The following is an 18,415-nucleotide window of genomic DNA, read 5'->3' as shown; positions in this document are numbered from 1 at the left end:
CGGCTCCTTACATGGTGGTGTTGGTGGCGCCGCCATCCAGCAGGATGTTCTGACCGACCATGAAGCCCGCGTGCTGCGAGCAGAGGAAGGCGCAGGTCGCGCCGAATTCCTGGCGGGTGCCGTAGCGGCCTGCCGGAATGGTGACGCAGCGCTGCACCTTGGCTTCCTCGACGGAGATGCCTTGCGCCTTGGCCGCGCCCTCATCCAGCGACACGGCGCGGTCGGTGGCGTGGATGCCCGGCTGGAGGTTGTTCATGATGACGCCCTTGCCGGCCACCTGCCGCGCGGTGCCCGCGACATAGCCGGTCAACCCGGCCCGCGCCGCGTTCGACAGACCCAGCACCGGGATCGGAGACTTGACCGAAACAGAGGTGATGTTGACCACCCGGCCCCAGCCGCGCTCCATCATGCCGGGCACCAGCGCCTTGATCAGGGCGATCGGCGACAGCATGTTGGCGTCCAGCGCCTTGATGAAGTCCTCGCGCTCCCAGTCGGTCCACATGCCCGGCGGCGGGCCGCCTGCGTTGGTCACCAGGATATCGACGCGCTCGGCGGCCTCCAGCACCTTCTGCTGGCCGTCCTCGGTGGTCACGTCGGCCGCCACGGTCACCACATCGACGCCATACTGGTCGCGGATCGCCTGCGCCGAAGCCTCGAGCGCGTCGGCGCCGCGGGCGTTCATCACCAGGTTCACACCGGCCTCTGCCAGCGCCTCGGCGCAGCCCAGGCCCAGCCCCTTGCTGCTGGCGCAAACCAGCGCGCGCTTGCCCGCAATTCCCAGATCCATCGTCATTCTCCCTTGGGATTCCTGTTCGTTCGCGGCGCAGATTGCACCGTTGCGCACCCGATGACCAGCCCCGGACCGTCTTGCGCGTCGCGCACCGCCGCCGCGCCGAAAAATCTGCGCGGGGGCACCGTTTTTTGGCCATGTTTTCACGCCATACCCCTTGGACGCGCCGCGCGCAGGCGACATCATAGGGACAGACCCGGACTTGACGATGGACCCCAGCTTGACCTCCAGCCATGCCGCCCTCCCGGCCTATCCGGCCGCTGATTTCTGCGCCGCCTACGGGGCCTGCATGGGCGATCCGCTCGGCCTGCTGGAAGACCTGGTGCTGGATGACATCTATGTGCTGGCGCAATCCGCGCGCCCGCGCCGTCTCGGCATCGCCGCGCATCATGACGGGCGGTTGACCGTTGACCAGGAGACCCAGCTGGGCACGCCCGGCGCAACGCTGCACCTGGACGGATTGCTGACCGTGATGCCCGACAGCGGCGCCAACGTCGAGATCCTGCTGGTGGTCGAGGCCGACCCTGACGGCTATGTGGCGGAAATCTTTCTGCTGCCGCTGGCCCCCTTGCTGCCGCAGGTGAATTACACGCTGGTCAGCGCCGAACGGGAGCCTGCAAGACGCAAGCTGGCGCAGTCGGCCTGCGTGTCCTTTACCCGCGGCACCCGCATCACCCTGGCCACCGGCGCGCAATGCCCGATCGAGGACCTGGCCCCCGGCGACCGGGTGCTGACGCGCGATGCAGGGGTGCAGCAGGTGCGCTGGGTCGGCCAGTCCACCCTGCGCGCGGTGGGCAATCTCGCGCCGATCCTGATCCGCGAGGGGGCGCTGAACAACGCCCGCGACCTGATCGTCAGCCCGAACCACCGGCTGATGGTCTATCAGCGCAGCGACGAGATCGGTGCAGGCGCGCCGGAGATCCTCGTGCGGGCCCGTGACCTGGTCAACGGCAACAGCGTCGTGGTGCTGGATGGCGGCTTTGTCGACTATGTGCAGATCCTGTTCGACAGCCATCACATCATCTACGCCGAAGGGATCGCGGCCGAGACAACTTTCCTCGACCCGGTGACCCGCCCCGCGCTGCCGGAGGACCTTCGGATATGCCGCGGTGGCGAGGGGGCTGGCGCGTGGCCCGGCATTCCCCAGCCCGGCGCGCACGGGCTCGAGGTGGGTCGGGCGCTGCTCAACCGTCCCGACGCGGTAAAGCTGCTGAAGCGCGCGTCGTTGCGTTAGCGCCGGTCACGGCCCGTCAGGCCCCGCCCGCCCAAGCCCCTACCCCTTGCCCTTGGTCTTGGTCGCGCCCGGCTTGGCGTGTTTTTCGATGTATTCGATGATCTTGCCGGCGATATCGAGGCCGGTAGCCTTTTCAACGCCCTCAAGGCCGGGAGAGGAGTTTACCTCCATCACCACCGGGCCGTGATTGGCGCGCAGCATGTCGACGCCGCAGACATTCAGCCCCATGGTCTTGGCAGCGCGGGCCGCGGTGGAGCGTTCCTCGGGCGAGAGCTTTACCAGCGCGGCAGAGCCGCCGCGGTGCAGGTTGGAGCGGAACTCGCCCTCGGCGCCGGTGCGTTTCATCGCCGCGATCACCCGGCCACCGACCACGATGGCGCGGATGTCGGTGCCGCCCGCCTCCTTGATGAACTCCTGCAAGAGGATGTTGACGCCGGCGCCGCGGAACGCCTCGACCACGGATTTGGCCGAGCGGTTGGTATCGGCGAGCACCACGCCGATGCCCTGTGTACCCTCCAGCAGCTTGATCACGATGGGCGCGCCGCCGGCCAGGTCCAGCACCTCGTCGGTCTGTTTGGGGTCATGGGCAAAGGTGGTGACCGGCAGGCCGATGCCGTCGCGCGCCAGAAGCTGCATCGAGCGCAGCTTGTCGCGTGAGCGGCCGATGGCCACGCTTTCGTTCAGGGGGAACACGCCCATCATCTCGAACTGGCGCAGCACCGCCATGCCGTAGAAGGTGACCGAAGCGCCGATGCGCGGGATCACCGCGTCATAGCCGGTCAGCTTTTCGCCGTTGTAGTAGATCTCGGGCCGCCTTGAGGCGATGTTCATGTAGCAGCGCAGGGTGTTGATGATGTGCAATTCATGGCCACGCTCCTCGGCAGCCTCCTTCAGCCGCTTGTGCGAGTAAAGCTCTGGATTGCGGGACAGCATGGCTATTTTCATCAGGGTCTCCCTATGGGGTTGGTCAGGTCGGTGTCTTGCCTCTCTTGTTTCCTGGCGCGGCGTGCCTCGGCGGGCCGCCGCTGTTCGTGCCGCGCGGGGCGGGTGTGCCACCGTGGCGCGGACTTGCATGGTAGCGTGTTTTGCAGCCCGCAGGTAAGTTTTCGCCGACCGCCCACCACGGCAGGGACGCGGCGCCCGGCCCGGCTGTTTTTCTTGCCTCCTGCCGCATTCCTGCTATACGCGCGCTCATGCAGGATACCGTCACCAACCGCCCCGAACTGCCGCCCGAAGTTGCCCGTCGCCGCACCTTTGCGATCATCTCGCACCCGGATGCGGGCAAGACCACGCTGACTGAAAAGTTCCTCCTTTATGGCGGCGCGATTCAGATGGCCGGACAGGTGCGCGCCAAGGGCGAGGCACGGCGGACCCGCTCGGACTTCATGCAGATGGAAAAGGATCGGGGCATCTCGGTCTCGGCCTCGGCCATGTCGTTCGATTTCAACGGCTTCCGGTTCAACCTGGTGGACACGCCCGGCCACTCGGACTTCTCCGAGGATACCTACCGCACGCTGACGGCGGTGGATGCGGCGGTGATGGTGATCGACGGCGCCAAGGGTGTGGAAAGCCAGACCCAGAAGCTGTTCGAAGTCTGCCGCCTGCGCGACCTGCCGATCCTGACCTTCTGTAACAAGATGGACCGCGAAAGCCGCGACACCTTCGAGATCATCGACGAGATCCAGGAAAACCTGGCGATCGACGTGACCCCGGCCAGCTGGCCGATCGGGGTGGGCCGCGATTTCATCGGCTGCTACGACATGCTGCGTGACCGGCTGGAGCTGATGGACCGCGCCGACCGCAACAAGGTGGCCGAAAGCATCGAGATCAACGGGCTGGACGACCCCAAGCTGGCCGAGCACGTGCCTGCGCATCTGCTGGAGAAGCTGCTGGAAGAGGTCGAGATGGCGCGTGAGCTGCTGCCCGCGCTGGACCCCCAGTCGGTGCTCGAGGGGCACATGACCCCGATCTGGTTCGGCTCGGCGATCAACTCCTTTGGCGTCAAGGAGCTGATGGACGGCATCGGCAAATACGGCCCCGAGCCGCAACCGCAATCGGCGGAGCCGCGGCAGATGTCGCCGGAGGAGAAGAAGGTCGCGGGCTTTGTCTTCAAGGTGCAGGCCAACATGGACCCCAAGCACCGCGACCGGGTGGCCTTCGTGCGCATGGCCTCGGGCCATTTCAAACGCGGCATGAAACTGACCCATGTGCGCACCAAGAAGCCGATGGCGATCTCCAACCCGGTGCTGTTCCTGGCCTCCGACCGCGAGCTGGCCGAAGAGGCCTGGGCCGGTGACATCATCGGCATTCCGAACCACGGCCAGCTGCGCATCGGCGACACCCTGACCGAGGGCGAGGCTCTGAAGGTGACCGGCATCCCGTCGTTTGCGCCGGAACTGCTGCAGGGCGTGCGCGCGGGCGATCCGATGAAGGCCAAGCACCTGGAAAAGGCGCTGATGCAGTTTGCCGAGGAAGGTGCCGCCAAGGTCTTCAAGCCCTCGATCGGCTCCGGCTTCATCGTCGGCGTGGTCGGCGCACTGCAGTTCGAGGTTCTGGCCAGCCGGATCGAGATGGAATATGGCCTGCCGGTGCGCTTCGAGGCCAGCCAGTTCACCTCGGCCCGCTGGGTCAGCGGCGACAAGGCGGCGGTGGACAAGTTCATCAACACCAACAAGCAGCACATCGCCCATGACCACGACGGCGACATCGTCTATCTGACACGGCTGCAGTGGGACATCGACCGGGTCGAGCGGGACTACCCCGACCTCAAGCTGACCGCGACCAAGGAAATGATGGTTTGACCAAGCGCCCGGCTCTGCCGGGCGATTTCTTTTGCCCCCCTTGCACTTGCCCGGCTCTGCGCGGATGCTGACCGCACAGGCGGAGAGGACCGCAGGCAGGGGACAGGCCATGGCGCAGCAGCAGGTGAAATGGGGCATTGTCAGCACCATCAAGGCCGAAGCCGAAGACATCCTGCGCTTTGCCGCCCATCATCTGGAGATGGGCGCACACCGGCTGTATCTCTATCTGGATGCGCCCTGCCCCGACGCCTTTGGCCACCTGAAAGCGCATTCCAAGATCCGCGTCATCACCTGCGACGACACCTATTGGGGCAAGCAGGGAGGCACCAAGGGCCGCCGACCCGCCAAACACCAGGTCCGCCAAAGCGCCAACGCCACGCGGGCCTACCACCGCCAGGCGGCGGGGGACGTTGATTGGCTGCTGCACTGCGACGTGGATGAATTCCTGTGGTCGCCCGACCCCGTCGCCGCGACATTGGCGGAATTGCCACAAGAGGCGCTCTGCGCCAGGGTCCGCCCTCTCGAAGCGCTGGCGGGCGGCGATGGCTCGGCCTTCAAGACCCTTGCCGATGAGACCGCCTCAGCCGCCGCCTATGGCCCGTTTGGCGCCGATCTGCGTGGCGGATTCCTCAGCCACACCCAGGGCAAGCTGTTCGTGCGTTGCGGCCAGCCCCGGCTGGAGTTTCGCATCCATAACGCCTTTGTCGATGACTCCCCCAACCCGGGACAGGCCGAATTGGACCAGATGGAGCTGTGCCACTTTCACGCGCAGGACTGGGACAGCTGGCTGGCACACTATCAATACCGGCTTCGCAAAGGCTCCTACCGGGCCGAATTGAAGCCCACCCGCGCGCGCCAAGCCGGGGGAATCACCATGCACGAGTTACTGAGCACGCTTGAGCGCGAAGAAGGCACCGCCGGACTGCGCCGCTTCTTTGCGGCGGTCTGTGCCGACAGCCCCGCCCTGCGCGAGCGGCTCGACGCGGCCGGACTGCTGCGGATTCGCCAACTGGGCTTGGGCGCGACGCGACAGAAACACTTTCCGTCCAGCCCCTGAATTGTTCCCTTTTCAGCGCGCCACCGGCTAAAAAGAGCGCAAAAACCGGCATTAATTGACGATCACCCGGTATTTTGCTATGCCCGCCCTCGAGCCGGAAGCTGCCATCCCGCGTGACCCTAGCGGAGCCGGCTGCAACACACACGCGCGGGCCTGGTCAGTGTCCGCAATGACGGATACAGATGACAAAATTCACCGATCTGAACCTGAACGCCAAGGTCCTCAAGGCAATTGAGGAAGCTGGTTACGAAAGCCCCACCCCCATTCAGGCCGGGGCGATTCCTCCGGCGCTGGAAGGGCGCGATGTTCTGGGGATTGCCCAGACCGGGACCGGCAAGACCGCGTCCTTCACCCTGCCGATGATTACCCTGCTGGCCCGTGGCCGCGCCCGCGCCCGGATGCCGCGCAGCCTGGTGCTGTGCCCCACCCGCGAGCTGGCGGCACAGGTTGCCGAGAACTTCGACACCTATGCCAAGCACGTGAAGCTGACCAAGGCGCTGCTGATCGGTGGCGTTTCCTTCAAGGAACAGGACGCGCTGATCGACAAGGGTGTCGACGTGCTGATCGCCACTCCGGGCCGCCTGCTGGACCATTTCGAGCGCGGCAAGCTGCTGCTCACCGGCGTGCAGATCATGGTGGTGGACGAGGCCGACCGGATGCTCGACATGGGCTTCATTCCCGATATCGAGCGCATCTTCTCGCTGACGCCCTTCACCCGTCAGACGCTGTTCTTCTCGGCCACCATGGCGCCGGAAATCGAACGCATCACCAATACCTTCCTGTCGGCCCCGGCCCGGATCGAGGTCGCCCGCCAGGCCACCGCCTCCGAAACCATCGAGCAGGGCGTGGTGATGTTCAAACCCTCCCGCCGCGACCGCGAGGGCAGCGAGAAGCGCAAGGTGCTGCGCGCGCTGATCGACGCCGAGGGGGAGAAGCTGACCAACGGCATCATCTTCTGCAACCGCAAGACGGATGTGGATATCTGCGCGAAATCGCTCAAGAAATACGGCTATGACGCGGCCGCGATCCATGGCGACCTGGACCAGAGCCAGCGCATGAAGACGCTGGACGGCTTCCGCGAAGGCTCCCTGAGGATCCTGGTCGCCTCTGACGTCGCAGCGCGCGGGTTGGACGTGCCGAGCGTCAGCCATGTGTTCAACTTCGATGTGCCCGGCCATGCCGAGGATTATGTCCACCGCATCGGCCGCACCGGTCGCGCGGGTCGCGAGGGCAAGGCGATCACCATCTGCTCGCCCCGCGACGAGAAGGCGCTGGATGCGGTTGAGACCCTGATCCAGAAGGGAATCACCCGGCTGGAAAACCCGGTGAAGCCCGCGCCGAAAAAGGACAAGCCCGCGCCGGAGGCCAAACCCGAGGCAGACGCCAAGGTCGAAAGCCGCGAGGAGAAATCCGGTGGGAAGCCCGCGACGAAATCCGCCAAGGACACGCGCGACAACCGCGACAACAAGGTCAACCAGAAGAGCGGCCGCTCCTCTGGACGTGGCAAGGGCGAGCGTCGTGACGACAAGACCGTCGTGGGCATGGGCGATCACATGCCCAGCTTCATCGCCCTCAGCTTTGCCGAGCGCCGCGCCGGTTAAATCGGCAAAGGACGCTCCTGATCCCGATTTCCAAAGGGCCGCTTCCCAGTGAAGCGGCCCTTTTGCGTCTGTCCTGCCGTATGGATTCGGGCGCTGGCACTGATGTTCAGACACGCCCATGCAAGTGCGGCATGGCAAGCTTTGCACTTGCAGCATAACGGGTCTTCGATCTTGGTTGGCGTAAACGGGCCGAGAGAGGCGTATAGCTGCGCCAACAGAAAACGCGCCACTGATGACAGGCCAAACCATGACCAGCACCGAAAACACAACGCCGACCCTGACCCTTGCCGATTTCCAGGCCATCGAGGCACGCGCACATGAGCTGCGCGCCGAGGCCTTTGCCTCCATGCTGCGCACCCTGTTCCGCGCCGTGTTCAGCGCGCCGCGCAAAGTGGTCTCCTGCCCCAGCTGCGCCCGTCCGCTGCACGGCTGACACCCAGGGCTGCACTGCCCCCCGTCCGGGGGGGACGATCAAAACGCCGCGTGCCCCGAAGGGCCGCGGCGTTTTTCATTGCTGGCCGCCCGTTTCAGGCTGCTGTCCCAACGTCTCCGCAAAAGCGACAGCGCCGCGGTCCCGTCAAGGGACCGCGGCGCCTGGCCCAACGGGGCCTGATGCATCCGGGATGCAGCTTGGGCCGGGCGGGAGAGCCGCCCTGCCCTGCCACGCAGGATCAGCGCATGCGGCTGACCACCACCGTGACTTCCGGCTTCTTGCCGATCTCGCTCTGCGCGCTTTGGCGCGCGATGCGACGCAGTTCCTGCTCCAGCTTTTCCTCGTTGCGCAGGGTCTTGGCCCCGGCCCGCATCAGGAACTGGTTCAGGTCCTCTTCCATCACCTCGACCAGTGCCGCGTTGGAGCTGCCTGTCTCGGCCAACCCCTTGATGTCGCACCACGGCTCCCCCAGAGGCTCGTCCTCTTCGTCGAGGATAACCGTCACGGTGACATGGCCGTTCAGCGCCATCCGGATGCGATCGCGCACGATGCCGTCCAGCGCGCCGTATTTGACCGTGCCGTCCAAGTAGGTGCGGCCGGTGTCGACATAGCCGGTGACCTTGGGCGCATCGCCCGTCAGGTCCATCATCATGCCGTTGACCACCACCGCGCTGGCGATGCCCTTGGCTTCGGCCAGGCGCGCATGCTGGCGCAGGTGACGGTGTTCGCCGTGCATCGGGACCACCATCTTGGGCTTCAGCAGATCGTGCAACGCCTCCAGGTCGGGCCCATTGGCATGCCCCGACACGTGGTACAGGCCCGAGCTGTCGTCCACGACATCGACGCCCTTTTCCGAAAACTGGTTAATGATGTGGATCACGCCCTTCTCATTGCCCGGAATGGTCTTGGAGGAGAACAGGAACAGGTCACCCTCCTTCAGCTCCAGCCCGCGGTACTTGCCGCGCGCCAGCTGGGCGGTGGCAGCGCGGCGTTCGCCCTGGCTGCCGGTGGTGATCAGCATCAGGTTCTCGCGCGGCACATCGCTGGCGTCCTCGGGGCTGATGGTCTTCGGAAAATCGCTCAGCACACCGGTTTCCACCGCGGCTTCGATCATCCGCCGCATGGCGCGGCCCAGCAGCACGATGGAGCGCCCGGCCTTCTCGCCCGCCTTCGCGAGCGTCTTCACCCGCGCCACGTTGGAAGCAAAGGTCGTGGCGGCCACCATGCCCTTGGCATTGGCGAACAGTTCGGTGATCGGCTCCGGCAATTCCGATTCCGAGCGGCCCGGATGGGTCGAGAACACGTTGGTCGAATCGCAGACCAGCGCCTGGATGCCCGGCGCGGCGATCTGCGCCCACATCTCGGGATCGAAGGGTTCGCCCACCAGCGGGTTCGGATCCAGCTTGAAGTCGCCGGTGTGCACCACCCGGCCTGCGGGGCTGTCGATCACCAGGGCGCCGCTCTCGGGGATCGAGTGGCTCATCGGCGCGACGCCAACCGTGAAGGGGCCAAGCCGTCTCACCTCGGGCCAGGCCTCGACGGTGACGACATTGGCCGGATCATGGCCCGCTTCTTCCATCTTGCGCCGCGCGAGGTTGGCGGTGAAGGGGCGGGCGTAGATCGGCACGCTCAGGCTGGAGTACATATGCGCGATGGCGCCGATGTGGTCCTCGTGACCGTGGGTGATGAAAATCCCCTCCAGCCGGTCCACGCGCTCTTTCAGCCAGGTCATGTCCGGCATGATGAGATCCACACCCGGGGTCGTGTCCATGTCCGGGAAGGTCACGCCGAGGTCGACCAGGATCAGCCGCTCCTTGTCCTGCGGTCCGTAGCCATAGACATAGGCATTCATGCCAATTTCACCCGCCCCGCCGAGGGGCAGGTATATCAGTCGTTCACTGCTCATGCGTCAGTTCCGTTTTCCTTGTTGTATTTATGTATGATCTGAAGCCCGTGCATGGTGAGGTCTTCCTCGAACGCATCGAACAGATCTGCCGTTTGCTGGAACAAAGGCGCCAGCCCGCCTGTTGAGATAACTTTCATCGCCACGCCGCGTTCCATCTTGATGCGGTCGCAGATTTCGCGCACGAGGCCGACATAGCCCCAGAACACGCCGGACTGCATGCAGGCGACGGTGTTGGTGCCAATTACACGCTGTGGCTTAGTGATGTCCACATGCGGCAAGGCCGCCGCGGCCTGGTGCAGAGCCTCGAGGCTGAGGTTCACGCCGGGCGCGATCACCCCGCCGATATAGGCGCCATCCTCGGCGACGACGTCAAAGGTGGTTGCCGTGCCAAAATCGACCACGATCAGGTTGCCGCCGTGCTGGTCGAATCCGGACACGGTGTTGACCAGCCGGTCGGGCCCGACCTGGGTGCCTTCATCTACCCGCACGGCGACCGGCAGCTTGCACTCGGGTTTGCCCACGACCAGCGGGCGCGTGTTGAAATACCGATCGGCCAGCACCCGAAGGTTGAACACCACCCGCGGCACCGTGGAAGACACGATCATGTCGGTGATATCCGCCTCGATGCCCTGCAGCCGCATCAGCGTGTTGAGCCAGACATAATATTGGTCGGCGGTGCGCTTCCAGTCGGTGGCCGTGCGCCACATGGCGATAAATTCTTCGCCGTCATAAATCGAAAAGACCGTGTTGGTGTTGCCGCAATCAACTGCCAGAAGCATCGCTGCCCCTTTCTAGAAAAAGATGTCCGCCGCCGGGATGCTGACACGGCCCTTGGCCGTGTTTAGGACGAGGTTGCCGTTGGCGTCCACCGTCTCGAATGTGCCTTCGGTTTCAGAATTGGCGGTGCGGGCGGTGATCACCTCGCCCAGCTTGGCCGCACGGGCGAGCCACTCGGTACGGATCGGTTCGAACCCGTAGGTGGAGAACTGATGCTCGTAGCGGGCAAAGGCCTCTGCCAGGGCTTCGAGGAAATCCTCGGGCGAGACCTGCACGCCGGTTTCCGACAACAGCGACACCGGCCAGACCGCGCCGGGTTCCAGCCATTCCTTCATCGGGGTTTCCACCAGGTTGACACCGATGCCGACGAACAGGTGGTTGACGCCTTTGCCATTGCCCGAGCTTTCCAGCAGGATGCCGGCCAGCTTGCCGCCCTTCAAGAGCACGTCGTTGGGCCACTTCAGCGACAAGCCGTCGCTGCGGCCGGTGACCGCGACGCAAGCGTCATAGACCGCGAGGGCTGCCACGAAGCTGCGCAGCGCCGCCTGACCCGGGGCGCCTTCGGGGCGCATCACCAGGGTGGCGGCGAAATTGCCCTTGGGGTCTTTCCAGTCGCGACCGCGTCGGCCGCGGCCCTTGGTCTGACGCAGGGCCAGAATCCACTCCGGCCCCGCCAGCCCGTCGGCGATACGGGCCGCCTCGTCCAGGGTACTGTCGACCTCGGGCAGCACCCGTTTTCCATATCCTGCTGGCCAGCTCATGCGCGCTCCTTAGAAAGTGCGAAAGGCCCGGTCAAGCGACCGGGCCCGTTCAGCCTGATGAAAAGCCGATCAGTTTACAAGGGTGGCCGCAGCCGCAGCCGCCGCGCCGTCGATACCGAACTGGTAGACCACGCCCACCAGCATCATCGCTGCCGAGGCCATCAGGGCCACCGCCAGCACCGGGGAGCCCTTGGCCTCGACATCGCCCTCGCCGGTGCCGAAGTACATGTAGAACACGATCCGCAGGTAGTAGAAGGCACCGATGACCGAAGCCACGGCGGAGGCGATCACCAGCCCCATCAGCCCGGCATCCACGCCCGCCTTCCACACGCCCAGCTTGGCAAAGAAGCCCAGCATCGGCGGCACGCCCGCCAGCGAGAACATCAGCACCAGCACCGCCAGCGCCTTGCCCGGCTCACGCGCGGCGAACTGGTTCAGGGCCAGAATGTCGGTGACCGGCTTGCCGTCTTTCTCGAGCATCAGGATGAAGGAGAAGGTGCCGATGTTCATGGTGACATAGATCGCGAGGTACACCAGCATCGCGCTGATGCCTGCCTCGGTCCCGGCCGCAAGGCCGATCATCGCATAGCCCATGTGGGCGATCGAGGAGAAGGCCATCAGACGCTTGATGTCACGCTGGCCGATGGCGGCAATCGCGCCGAGGAACATCGACAGCACCGACAGAACCACGATCACCTGCTGCCAGTCGGCGATGGCGCCGCCGAAGGCGTCATGCAGCACGCGGGCGAACAGGCCCATCGCTGCCACCTTGGGTGCGGTGGCAAAAAAGGCGGTAACCGGCGTCGGAGAGCCTTCGTAGACGTCGGGCGTCCACATGTGGAACGGCACCGCCGAAACCTTGAAGGCAAGCCCCGAGATCATGAAGACGAGGCCGAACAGCATGCCGATGGACATGTGGCCCTGCTCTGCCACCTGGATGATGCCTGCGAATTTGGTGGTGCCGGCAAAGCCGTAGACCAGCGAGGCACCGTAGAGCAGCAGACCGGAGGACAGCGCGCCGAGCACGAAATACTTGAGGCCCGCCTCGGTCGATTTCACGCTGTCGCGGCGCATTGCAGCAACGACGTACAGCGCCAGCGACTGCAGCTCCAGCCCCATGTACAGCGCCATCAGGTCGCCTGCCGAGACCATCATCATCATGCCCACGGCGGAGAGCGCGACCAGGATCGGGTATTCGAACCGCAGCATGCCGCGCCGGGCCATGTATTCCTGACCGATCAGCAGCACCGCAGCGGCGCCCAGAAGCAGCGCCACCTTGGCAAAGCGCGAGAAACCGTCGTCGATGAACATGCCGCCAAAGGCGGTCTGCGTTCCGGCCGGGCTGGAGCCGATCCAGAAGGCCAGCACCGCCAGCAGCGCGGCGGTGGACCAGACCAGCGGGCCCGCCAGCCTGTCCTTGCCGGTGTAAACCGCGCCCAAGAGCGCCGCCATGGCGTAAAGTGCCAGAACGATCTCTGGCAGGATTACGGTGAGATCAGCTTGGATCATCTGCCTGATGCTCCCTTAGTGCGAAGCAATCTGGGTCGCCGCCGAGGTATCGGCAGCAGCCAGAGACTGGTTGAAGTTAGCGACCAGCGCCTCGGTCGAGGGGCTGATGATGTCGGTGACCAGCGCCGGGTAGACGCCCAGCAGCAGGGTCATCACCACCAGCGGCGCAAAGATGAACCGTTCGCGGGCGCTCATGTCCTGGATGGTCTTCAGGCTGCCCTTGATCAGGTCGCCGAACACCACGCGGCGGTAGAGCCACAGCGCATAGCCTGCCGAGAAGATCACGCCGGTTGCCGCCACTGCGGTGACCCAGGTGTTCTTCTGGAAGGCGCCCATCAGGGTCAGGAACTCGCCGATGAAGCCGGAGGTGCCCGGCAGGCCGACGTTGCCCATGGTGAAGAACATGAAGACCAGCGCATAGGCGGGCATGCGGATCACCAGGCCGCCGTAAGCGTCGATCTCGCGGGTGTGCATGCGGTCATAGATCACGCCGACGCAGAGGAAGAGCGCGGCGGAGATGAAGCCGTGGCTGATCATCTGGAAGATCGCGCCGTCCACACCTTGCTGGTTGGCGGCAAAGATGCCCATGGTGACAAAGCCCATGTGTGCGACGGACGAATAGGCGATCAGCTTCTTCATGTCCTCCTGCACCATGGCGACCAGCGAGGTGTAGACCACCGCGATGGCGGACATCCACAGCACCACGTCGGTCATTACGTCCGCCCCAACCGGGAACATCGGCAGGCTGAAGCGCAGGAAGCCGTAGCCGCCCATTTTCAGCAGGATTGCCGCCAGCACCACGGAGCCCGCGGTCGGCGCCTGCACGTGCGCGTCCGGCAGCCAGGTGTGCACCGGCCACATAGGCATCTTCACCGCGAAGGAGGCAAAGAAGGCCAGGAACATCAGTGTCTGCGCGCCGCCCACGATGTGCAGGCCCAGCACGTCAAACGACGCCGCCGAGAAGCTGTGGGTCAGCAGGGTCTCAATATCGGTGGTACCGGCATCCACATACATGAACACCATCGCCACCAGCATCAGAACCGAGCCGAAGAAGGTATAGAGGAAGAACTTGAAGGACGCGTAGATCCGCTCCTTGCCGCCCCAGATACCGATGATCAGGAACATCGGAATGAGGCCCGCCTCGAAGAACAGGTAGAACAGCACCAGGTCCAGCGCCATGAAGACGCCCAGCATCAGGGTCTCCAAGAGCAGGAAGGCGATCATGTATTCCTTCACCCGGTCGGTGACCGACCAGCTGGCCAGGATGGTCAACGGCATGATGAAGGTGGTCAGCATGACGAACAGCACCGAGATGCCGTCGACGCCCATCTTGTACTTCAACCCGAAGATCCATTCCGCCTCTTCGACGAACTGGAAGCCGGTATTGGCGGGATCGAACTGGGAGTAGATCCCGAGGCTGATCAGGAAAGTGACGGTGGTGGCAAAAAGCGCGACGTATTTGGCGTTGCGCTGCGCCGCCTCATCCGCGCCGCGCATCAACAGGGCCAGAATGGCCGCCGCAAGCGCCGGGATGAAGGTGACGATAGAAAGGAGATTGTCCATCAGTGCGCTCCTCCGCCGATCGACATCCAGGTGACCAGGGCGGCAATGCCCAGCACCATCCAGAAGGCATAAGTGAAGATGTAACCGGACTGCGCCCGGCCCGCGAGGCGGGTGAAGAAGGGAACAATGCCCATCGCCAGACCGTTCAGGAAGCCGTCGATGGTCTTGCCATCGCCCTTCTTCCAGAAGAGCCGACCAAGCGCCACCGCCGGTTTGACAAAGATCGCATCATAGATCTCGTCAAAGTACCACTTGTTCAGCAGGAACAGGTACAGCGGCCGCTGCTGCTTGGCCAGGCGCTTGGGCAGCGAGGGGTTCACGATGTAGAACAGGTAGGCCAGCGCCAAGCCGCCCAGCATGGCGATGAAGGGCGAGACCTTCACCCATTTGGGCGCGGCATGGGCATCCTCCAGCACGTGGTTGTCAGGCGCGATGTACAAGGCGCCCTCCCCCGGCTGGCCGACGAATGCGTAGTGGTGCTCATCACCGGCATAATCGTCTGCCGCCGCTTCGCCATGGGCCTCTGCCGCGGCTTCGGCCACCGGGATGCCGTAGAACTTGCCCACCTGATCGGCGTGACCGAAGAAGCTGCCGTACCAAAGCATGCCCGAGAAGATCGCGCCAAGGCCCAGAACGCCCAGCGGGATCAGCATGACCATGGGGCTTTCGTGGGCGTGATCGTGGGTGTGCTTGTCGCCGCGCGCCTCGCCATAGAAAGTCAGGAACATCAGGCGCCACGAGTAGAACGACGTCATGAAGGCCGCGAGCACCAGCGCCCAGAAGCCGAACATCGAGCCGCCCGCATAGGCGCTTTCGATGATCGCGTCCTTGGACAGGAAGCCGGCAAAGCCGATGTGGGTGAGCGGGATGCCGACGCCGGTGATGGCCAGCGTGCCGATCATCATCGCCCAGAAGGTATAGGGGATTTTCTTGCGCAGCGCGCCGTAGTTGCGCATGTCCTGCTCGTGATGCATCGCGTGGATCACCGAACCGGCGCCAAGGAACAGCATCGCCTTGAAGAAGGCGTGGGTGAACAGGTGGAACATCGCCGCCGAATACATGCCGACGCCAGCCGCCACGAACATGTAGCCGAGCTGCGAGCAGGTCGAATAGGCGATGACGCGCTTGATGTCGTTCTGCACCAGGCCAACGGTGGCGGCAAAGAATGCGGTCGCGGCCCCCAGCACGGTGATGAAAGCCGTGGCTTCAGGCGCAAACTCCATCAGCGGCGACATGCGGCAAACCAGGAACACGCCCGCGGTGACCATGGTCGCGGCGTGGATCAGCGCCGACACCGGGGTCGGGCCTTCCATCGCGTCCGGCAGCCAGGTGTGCAGCAAAAGCTGCGCCGACTTGCCCATCGCGCCGACAAACAGCAGGAAGGCCAACAGGTTCGCCGCGTTCCACTCGGTCCACAGGAAGGACACCTGGGTCTCTGCCAGCGTCGGCGCTGCCGCGAAGATGTCGCCGAGGTTGATACTGTCGGTCAGGAAGAACAGACCGAAGATCCCCAGCGAAAAGCCGAAGTCGCCGACACGGTTGACGATGAACGCTTTCATGGCCGCAGCATTGGCCGACGGCTTGCGATAGTAGAAGCCGATCAGCAGGTAGGAGGCGACACCGACGCCCTCCCAGCCGAAGAACATCTGCACCAGGTTGTCGGAGGTCACCAGCATCAGCATCGCGAAGGTGAAGAACGACAGATAGGCAAAGAAGCGCGGCTTGTAGCTCTCGCCCTCTTTCCACTGCGGGTCATGGTCCATGTAGCCGAAGGAGTAGAGGTGCACGAGGCTGGAAACCGTGGTGATCACGATCAGCATGATCGCGGTCAGCCGGTCCAGACGGATCGCCCAGTCGGTCGCCAGCGAGCCGCTCTCGATCCAGCGCAGGATGGTGATGGTCTCGGTGGTGCCGTCAAACGACAGGAAGGTGATCCAGCTCAGCAGCGCCGACAGGAACAACAGAGCCGTCGCGGTGATCGTGGCGGCTTTTTCACCGATGAACTTGTGGCCGAAGCCGCAGATCACCGCCCCCACCAACGGGGCAAAGAGGAGGATGGTTTCCATGGTTCTTTAGCCCTTCATCACGTTGACGTCTTCGACGGCGATGGTGCCGCGGTTGCGGAAGAAGCAGACCAGGATCGCAAGGCCGATGGCGGCCTCGGCGGCGGCCACGGTCAGCACGAACAGGGTAAACACCTGCCCCACCAGATCGCCCAGGAAGCTGGAGAACGCCACCAGGTTGATGTTCACCGCCAGCAGCATCAGTTCGATGCTCATCAGCAGGATGATGACGTTCTTGCGGTTCAGGAAGAGCCCGAAGATGCCGATGACGAACAGCGTCGCCGCGACGGTCAGATAATGTTCAAGTCCGATCATTTGCCTTGCAGCCCCTGCCCCGGTTTCACGTCCTTCAGCTCCATCGCCATCGCCGGGTCGCGCATCATCTGCGCGACGACGTCCTGGCGTTTGACATCCGTGCGGTGGCGCAGCGTCAGCACGATCGCGCCGATCATCGCCACCAGCAGGATCAGGCCCGACAGCTGGAACAGAAGGAAATATTGGTCATAGATGATGAGGCCGAGCGCCTCGGTGTTGTGACGGTCCGCAGGCACCGGATTGGCCAGCAGCTCCGGCGCCTTGTGGGCGGTTTCCCAAACGCCGAAGGCCATCACGAACTGCATCAGGATCACCAAGCCGATCAGCAGCGCCAGCGGCATGTATTTTGCCATCTCCGCCTTCAGCTCGGCAAAATCCACGTCCAGCATCATCACCACGAAGAGGAACAGCACCGCGACCGCCCCCACGTAGACGATGACCAGCAGCATGGCGACGAATTCCGCCCCCAACAGCACAAACAGCCCGGCCGAGGAAAGGAAGGCCAGGATCAGCCACAGCACCGAATGCACCGGCTGGCGGCTGATCACGGTGAACAGCCCGCCGGTGATTGCGCTGATGGCGAAGAGGTAGAAGGCAAAAACGCTCATGTCTCATCGTCCCTTTTGTCGTCCATGACCTGCTGCGCCAGATCCAGCGCCCGGTTCATGGCCGGAATGCCGGCGAAGACCGACATCTGTCCGATCGTTTCCACGATCTCTTGTTTCTTGGCACCTGCCGCGAGGGCGTGGCGCACGGTCTGGCGCACGGCACTGTCGGCCTGTGCGCCCTGGCAGGTGAGCCCGGCCAGCGTCAGCAGCAGCCGGGTCTTGGCATCCAGACCGTCCTTGTTGACGGTATTGCCGAACATCATTTCCATGACTTCTTTGGGCATGGTGGGCCACAGCGCCTCGAACTCCTTGAAGGCCTCGGAGGGCGAGAAGTTCTCCAGCGCCGGATTGAACGCCTTGGCCATTTGCTGGGCCTGGGCCTGCATCTGTTCCATCATGGCCTCAAACGGGTTTGGCGGCTGCTTGGTCACGTCATCTCCTCTGGCCCGAGACTTTTCAAAAAGTCATGGCAAAAGTTTTGGGAAACTTTTGCGCGGCTCTTTCATCGGTAGGGTGCGTCGATTTCCAGGTTGCGGGCGATCTCGGCTTCCCAGCGGTCGCCGTTGGCCAGGAGTTTTTCCTTGTTGTAGAACAGCTCCTCGCGGGTCTCGGTGGCAAACTCGAAGTTCGGCCCCTCGACAATCGCATCCACCGGGCAGGCTTCCTGACAGAAACCGCAGTAGATGCATTTGGTCATGTCGATGTCATAGCGCGTGGTGCGGCGGCTTCCGTCCTCGCGCGGTTCCGCGTCGATGGTGATCGCCTGCGCCGGGCAGACCGCCTCGCAGAGCTTGCACGCAATGCAGCGCTCCTCGCCGTTGGGATAGCGACGCAGCGCATGCTCGCCGCGGAAGCGGGGCGAGAGCGGGCCTTTTTCGTGCGGGTAGTTCACGGTTGCCTTGGGGGCGAAGAAATACTTCAGCCCCAATTTGAAACCGACCCAGAAATCCTGCAGCAGGAAGTATTTTGCGGCGCGGGTATAGTCGATGTTCGCCAT

The 18,415-nt window shown here is 64.1% G+C and carries 17 protein-coding genes; 5 read left to right on the top strand and 12 right to left on the bottom strand.

Annotation, left to right across the window (positions count from 1 at the left end):
* Positions 1 to 7 precede the first annotated feature (7 nt).
* Complete coding sequence (locus ACZ52D_RS13260) at positions 8 to 787, bottom strand: SDR family oxidoreductase (protein WP_464441599.1); 780 nt, start codon at positions 785 to 787, stop codon at positions 8 to 10.
* 211 nt (positions 788 to 998) lie between these two features.
* Here ACZ52D_RS13260 and ACZ52D_RS13255 point away from each other — a divergent pair, with 211 nt between their 5' ends.
* A complete protein-coding gene (locus tag ACZ52D_RS13255) occupies positions 999 to 2,024 on the top strand; it encodes a Hint domain-containing protein (RefSeq protein WP_464441598.1) in 1,026 nt (341 codons plus the stop codon).
* A gap of 39 nt (positions 2,025 to 2,063) precedes the next feature.
* Here ACZ52D_RS13255 and rimK read toward each other — a convergent pair whose 3' ends face one another.
* Positions 2,064 to 2,969 (bottom strand): 30S ribosomal protein S6--L-glutamate ligase, encoded by a 906-nt coding sequence (rimK, locus tag ACZ52D_RS13250; RefSeq protein ID WP_369926510.1) that lies wholly within the window; start codon positions 2,967 to 2,969, stop codon positions 2,064 to 2,066.
* Positions 2,970 to 3,217: 248 nt separating this feature from the next.
* On the opposite strand from rimK, the gene ACZ52D_RS13245 reads away from it, so the two are divergent.
* The 4 genes from ACZ52D_RS13245 to ACZ52D_RS13230 all read left to right on the top strand — a co-directional run bounded on the left by ACZ52D_RS13245 (position 3,218) and on the right by ACZ52D_RS13230 (position 7,916).
* Positions 3,218 to 4,825 (top strand): peptide chain release factor 3, encoded by a 1,608-nt coding sequence (locus tag ACZ52D_RS13245; RefSeq protein WP_222453568.1) that lies wholly within the window; start codon positions 3,218 to 3,220, stop codon positions 4,823 to 4,825.
* Between the two features lie 109 nt (positions 4,826 to 4,934).
* Positions 4,935 to 5,882, top strand: a complete 948-nt coding sequence (locus ACZ52D_RS13240; protein WP_464441597.1) for a glycosyltransferase family 2 protein — start codon at positions 4,935 to 4,937, stop codon at positions 5,880 to 5,882.
* Between the two features lie 182 nt (positions 5,883 to 6,064).
* Complete coding sequence (locus ACZ52D_RS13235; protein WP_464441596.1) at positions 6,065 to 7,483, top strand: DEAD/DEAH box helicase; 1,419 nt, start codon at positions 6,065 to 6,067, stop codon at positions 7,481 to 7,483.
* 247 nt (positions 7,484 to 7,730) lie between these two features.
* Complete coding sequence (locus ACZ52D_RS13230) at positions 7,731 to 7,916, top strand: RSP_7527 family protein (RefSeq protein WP_369926516.1); 186 nt, start codon at positions 7,731 to 7,733, stop codon at positions 7,914 to 7,916.
* Between the two features lie 238 nt (positions 7,917 to 8,154).
* Here ACZ52D_RS13230 and ACZ52D_RS13225 read toward each other — a convergent pair whose 3' ends face one another.
* From ACZ52D_RS13225 to nuoI, 10 genes are all read right to left on the bottom strand, one after another.
* A complete protein-coding gene (locus ACZ52D_RS13225) occupies positions 8,155 to 9,822 on the bottom strand; it encodes a ribonuclease J (protein ID WP_464441595.1) in 1,668 nt (555 codons plus the stop codon).
* Positions 9,819 to 10,601, bottom strand: a complete 783-nt coding sequence (locus ACZ52D_RS13220) for a type III pantothenate kinase (protein ID WP_222453573.1) — start codon at positions 10,599 to 10,601, stop codon at positions 9,819 to 9,821. The genes ACZ52D_RS13225 and ACZ52D_RS13220 overlap by 4 nt, the downstream gene beginning before the upstream one ends.
* 12 nt (positions 10,602 to 10,613) lie before the next feature.
* Positions 10,614 to 11,360, bottom strand: a complete 747-nt coding sequence (locus ACZ52D_RS13215; protein WP_222453574.1) for a biotin--[acetyl-CoA-carboxylase] ligase — start codon at positions 11,358 to 11,360, stop codon at positions 10,614 to 10,616.
* A gap of 69 nt (positions 11,361 to 11,429) precedes the next feature.
* On the bottom strand, positions 11,430 to 12,869 hold the full coding sequence (nuoN, locus tag ACZ52D_RS13210) for an NADH-quinone oxidoreductase subunit NuoN (RefSeq protein ID WP_222453575.1): 1,440 nt from the start codon (positions 12,867 to 12,869) through the stop codon (positions 11,430 to 11,432).
* Positions 12,870 to 12,884: 15 nt separating this feature from the next.
* The gene (locus tag ACZ52D_RS13205) at positions 12,885 to 14,432 is read right to left on the bottom strand and encodes an NADH-quinone oxidoreductase subunit M (RefSeq protein ID WP_222453576.1); all 1,548 of its coding nucleotides are present in this window, start codon (positions 14,430 to 14,432) and stop codon (positions 12,885 to 12,887) included.
* Positions 14,432 to 16,498: an NADH-quinone oxidoreductase subunit L gene (gene nuoL / locus ACZ52D_RS13200; protein ID WP_464441594.1), complete on the bottom strand. Its 2,067-nt coding sequence runs from the start codon at positions 16,496 to 16,498 to the stop codon at positions 14,432 to 14,434. The genes ACZ52D_RS13205 and nuoL overlap by 1 nt, the downstream gene beginning before the upstream one ends.
* A 6-nt stretch (positions 16,499 to 16,504) precedes the next feature.
* Positions 16,505 to 16,810: an NADH-quinone oxidoreductase subunit NuoK gene (gene nuoK / locus ACZ52D_RS13195; RefSeq protein ID WP_008553673.1), complete on the bottom strand. Its 306-nt coding sequence runs from the start codon at positions 16,808 to 16,810 to the stop codon at positions 16,505 to 16,507.
* Positions 16,807 to 17,418 (bottom strand): NADH-quinone oxidoreductase subunit J, encoded by a 612-nt coding sequence (locus ACZ52D_RS13190; RefSeq protein WP_222453578.1) that lies wholly within the window; start codon positions 17,416 to 17,418, stop codon positions 16,807 to 16,809. The genes nuoK and ACZ52D_RS13190 overlap by 4 nt, the downstream gene beginning before the upstream one ends.
* Positions 17,415 to 17,816, bottom strand: coding sequence for a carboxymuconolactone decarboxylase family protein (locus tag ACZ52D_RS13185; protein WP_369926589.1), 402 nt, complete (start codon positions 17,814 to 17,816; stop codon positions 17,415 to 17,417). The genes ACZ52D_RS13190 and ACZ52D_RS13185 overlap by 4 nt, the downstream gene beginning before the upstream one ends.
* A 104-nt stretch (positions 17,817 to 17,920) precedes the next feature.
* Positions 17,921 to 18,415 carry an NADH-quinone oxidoreductase subunit NuoI gene (nuoI, locus tag ACZ52D_RS13180; protein WP_222453580.1) on the bottom strand — a complete coding sequence of 165 codons (495 nt, stop codon included), beginning with the start codon at positions 18,413 to 18,415 and terminating at the stop codon, positions 17,921 to 17,923.

The organism is Leisingera sp. S2M4, from assembly GCF_055398055.1.
The sequence above is the reverse complement of the archived record's forward strand: the minus strand, read 5'-3'. Positions and strand labels throughout refer to the sequence as shown.

Bases quoted from the DNA above. Each gene is read 5' to 3' on its own strand.
- ACZ52D_RS13260 (WP_464441599.1), bottom strand. From the start codon at position 787: ATGGATCTGGGAATTGCGGGCAAGCGCGCGCTGGTTTGCGCCAGCAGC.
- ACZ52D_RS13255 (WP_464441598.1), top strand. From the start codon at position 999: ATGGACCCCAGCTTGACCTCCAGCCATGCCGCCCTCCCGGCCTATCCG.
- rimK (WP_369926510.1), bottom strand. From the start codon at position 2,969: ATGAAAATAGCCATGCTGTCCCGCAATCCAGAGCTTTACTCGCACAAG.
- ACZ52D_RS13245 (WP_222453568.1), top strand. From the start codon at position 3,218: ATGCAGGATACCGTCACCAACCGCCCCGAACTGCCGCCCGAAGTTGCC.
- ACZ52D_RS13240 (WP_464441597.1), top strand. From the start codon at position 4,935: ATGGCGCAGCAGCAGGTGAAATGGGGCATTGTCAGCACCATCAAGGCC.
- ACZ52D_RS13235 (WP_464441596.1), top strand. From the start codon at position 6,065: ATGACAAAATTCACCGATCTGAACCTGAACGCCAAGGTCCTCAAGGCA.
- ACZ52D_RS13230 (WP_369926516.1), top strand. From the start codon at position 7,731: ATGACCAGCACCGAAAACACAACGCCGACCCTGACCCTTGCCGATTTC.
- ACZ52D_RS13225 (WP_464441595.1), bottom strand. From the start codon at position 9,822: ATGAGCAGTGAACGACTGATATACCTGCCCCTCGGCGGGGCGGGTGAA.
- ACZ52D_RS13220 (WP_222453573.1), bottom strand. From the start codon at position 10,601: ATGCTTCTGGCAGTTGATTGCGGCAACACCAACACGGTCTTTTCGATT.
- ACZ52D_RS13215 (WP_222453574.1), bottom strand. From the start codon at position 11,360: ATGAGCTGGCCAGCAGGATATGGAAAACGGGTGCTGCCCGAGGTCGAC.
- nuoN (WP_222453575.1), bottom strand. From the start codon at position 12,869: ATGATCCAAGCTGATCTCACCGTAATCCTGCCAGAGATCGTTCTGGCA.
- ACZ52D_RS13205 (WP_222453576.1), bottom strand. From the start codon at position 14,432: ATGGACAATCTCCTTTCTATCGTCACCTTCATCCCGGCGCTTGCGGCG.
- nuoL (WP_464441594.1), bottom strand. From the start codon at position 16,498: ATGGAAACCATCCTCCTCTTTGCCCCGTTGGTGGGGGCGGTGATCTGC.
- nuoK (WP_008553673.1), bottom strand. From the start codon at position 16,810: ATGATCGGACTTGAACATTATCTGACCGTCGCGGCGACGCTGTTCGTC.
- ACZ52D_RS13190 (WP_222453578.1), bottom strand. From the start codon at position 17,418: ATGAGCGTTTTTGCCTTCTACCTCTTCGCCATCAGCGCAATCACCGGC.
- ACZ52D_RS13185 (WP_369926589.1), bottom strand. From the start codon at position 17,816: ATGATGGAACAGATGCAGGCCCAGGCCCAGCAAATGGCCAAGGCGTTC.
- nuoI (WP_222453580.1), bottom strand. From the start codon at position 18,415: ATGGCGAACATCGACTATACCCGCGCCGCAAAATACTTCCTGCTGCAG.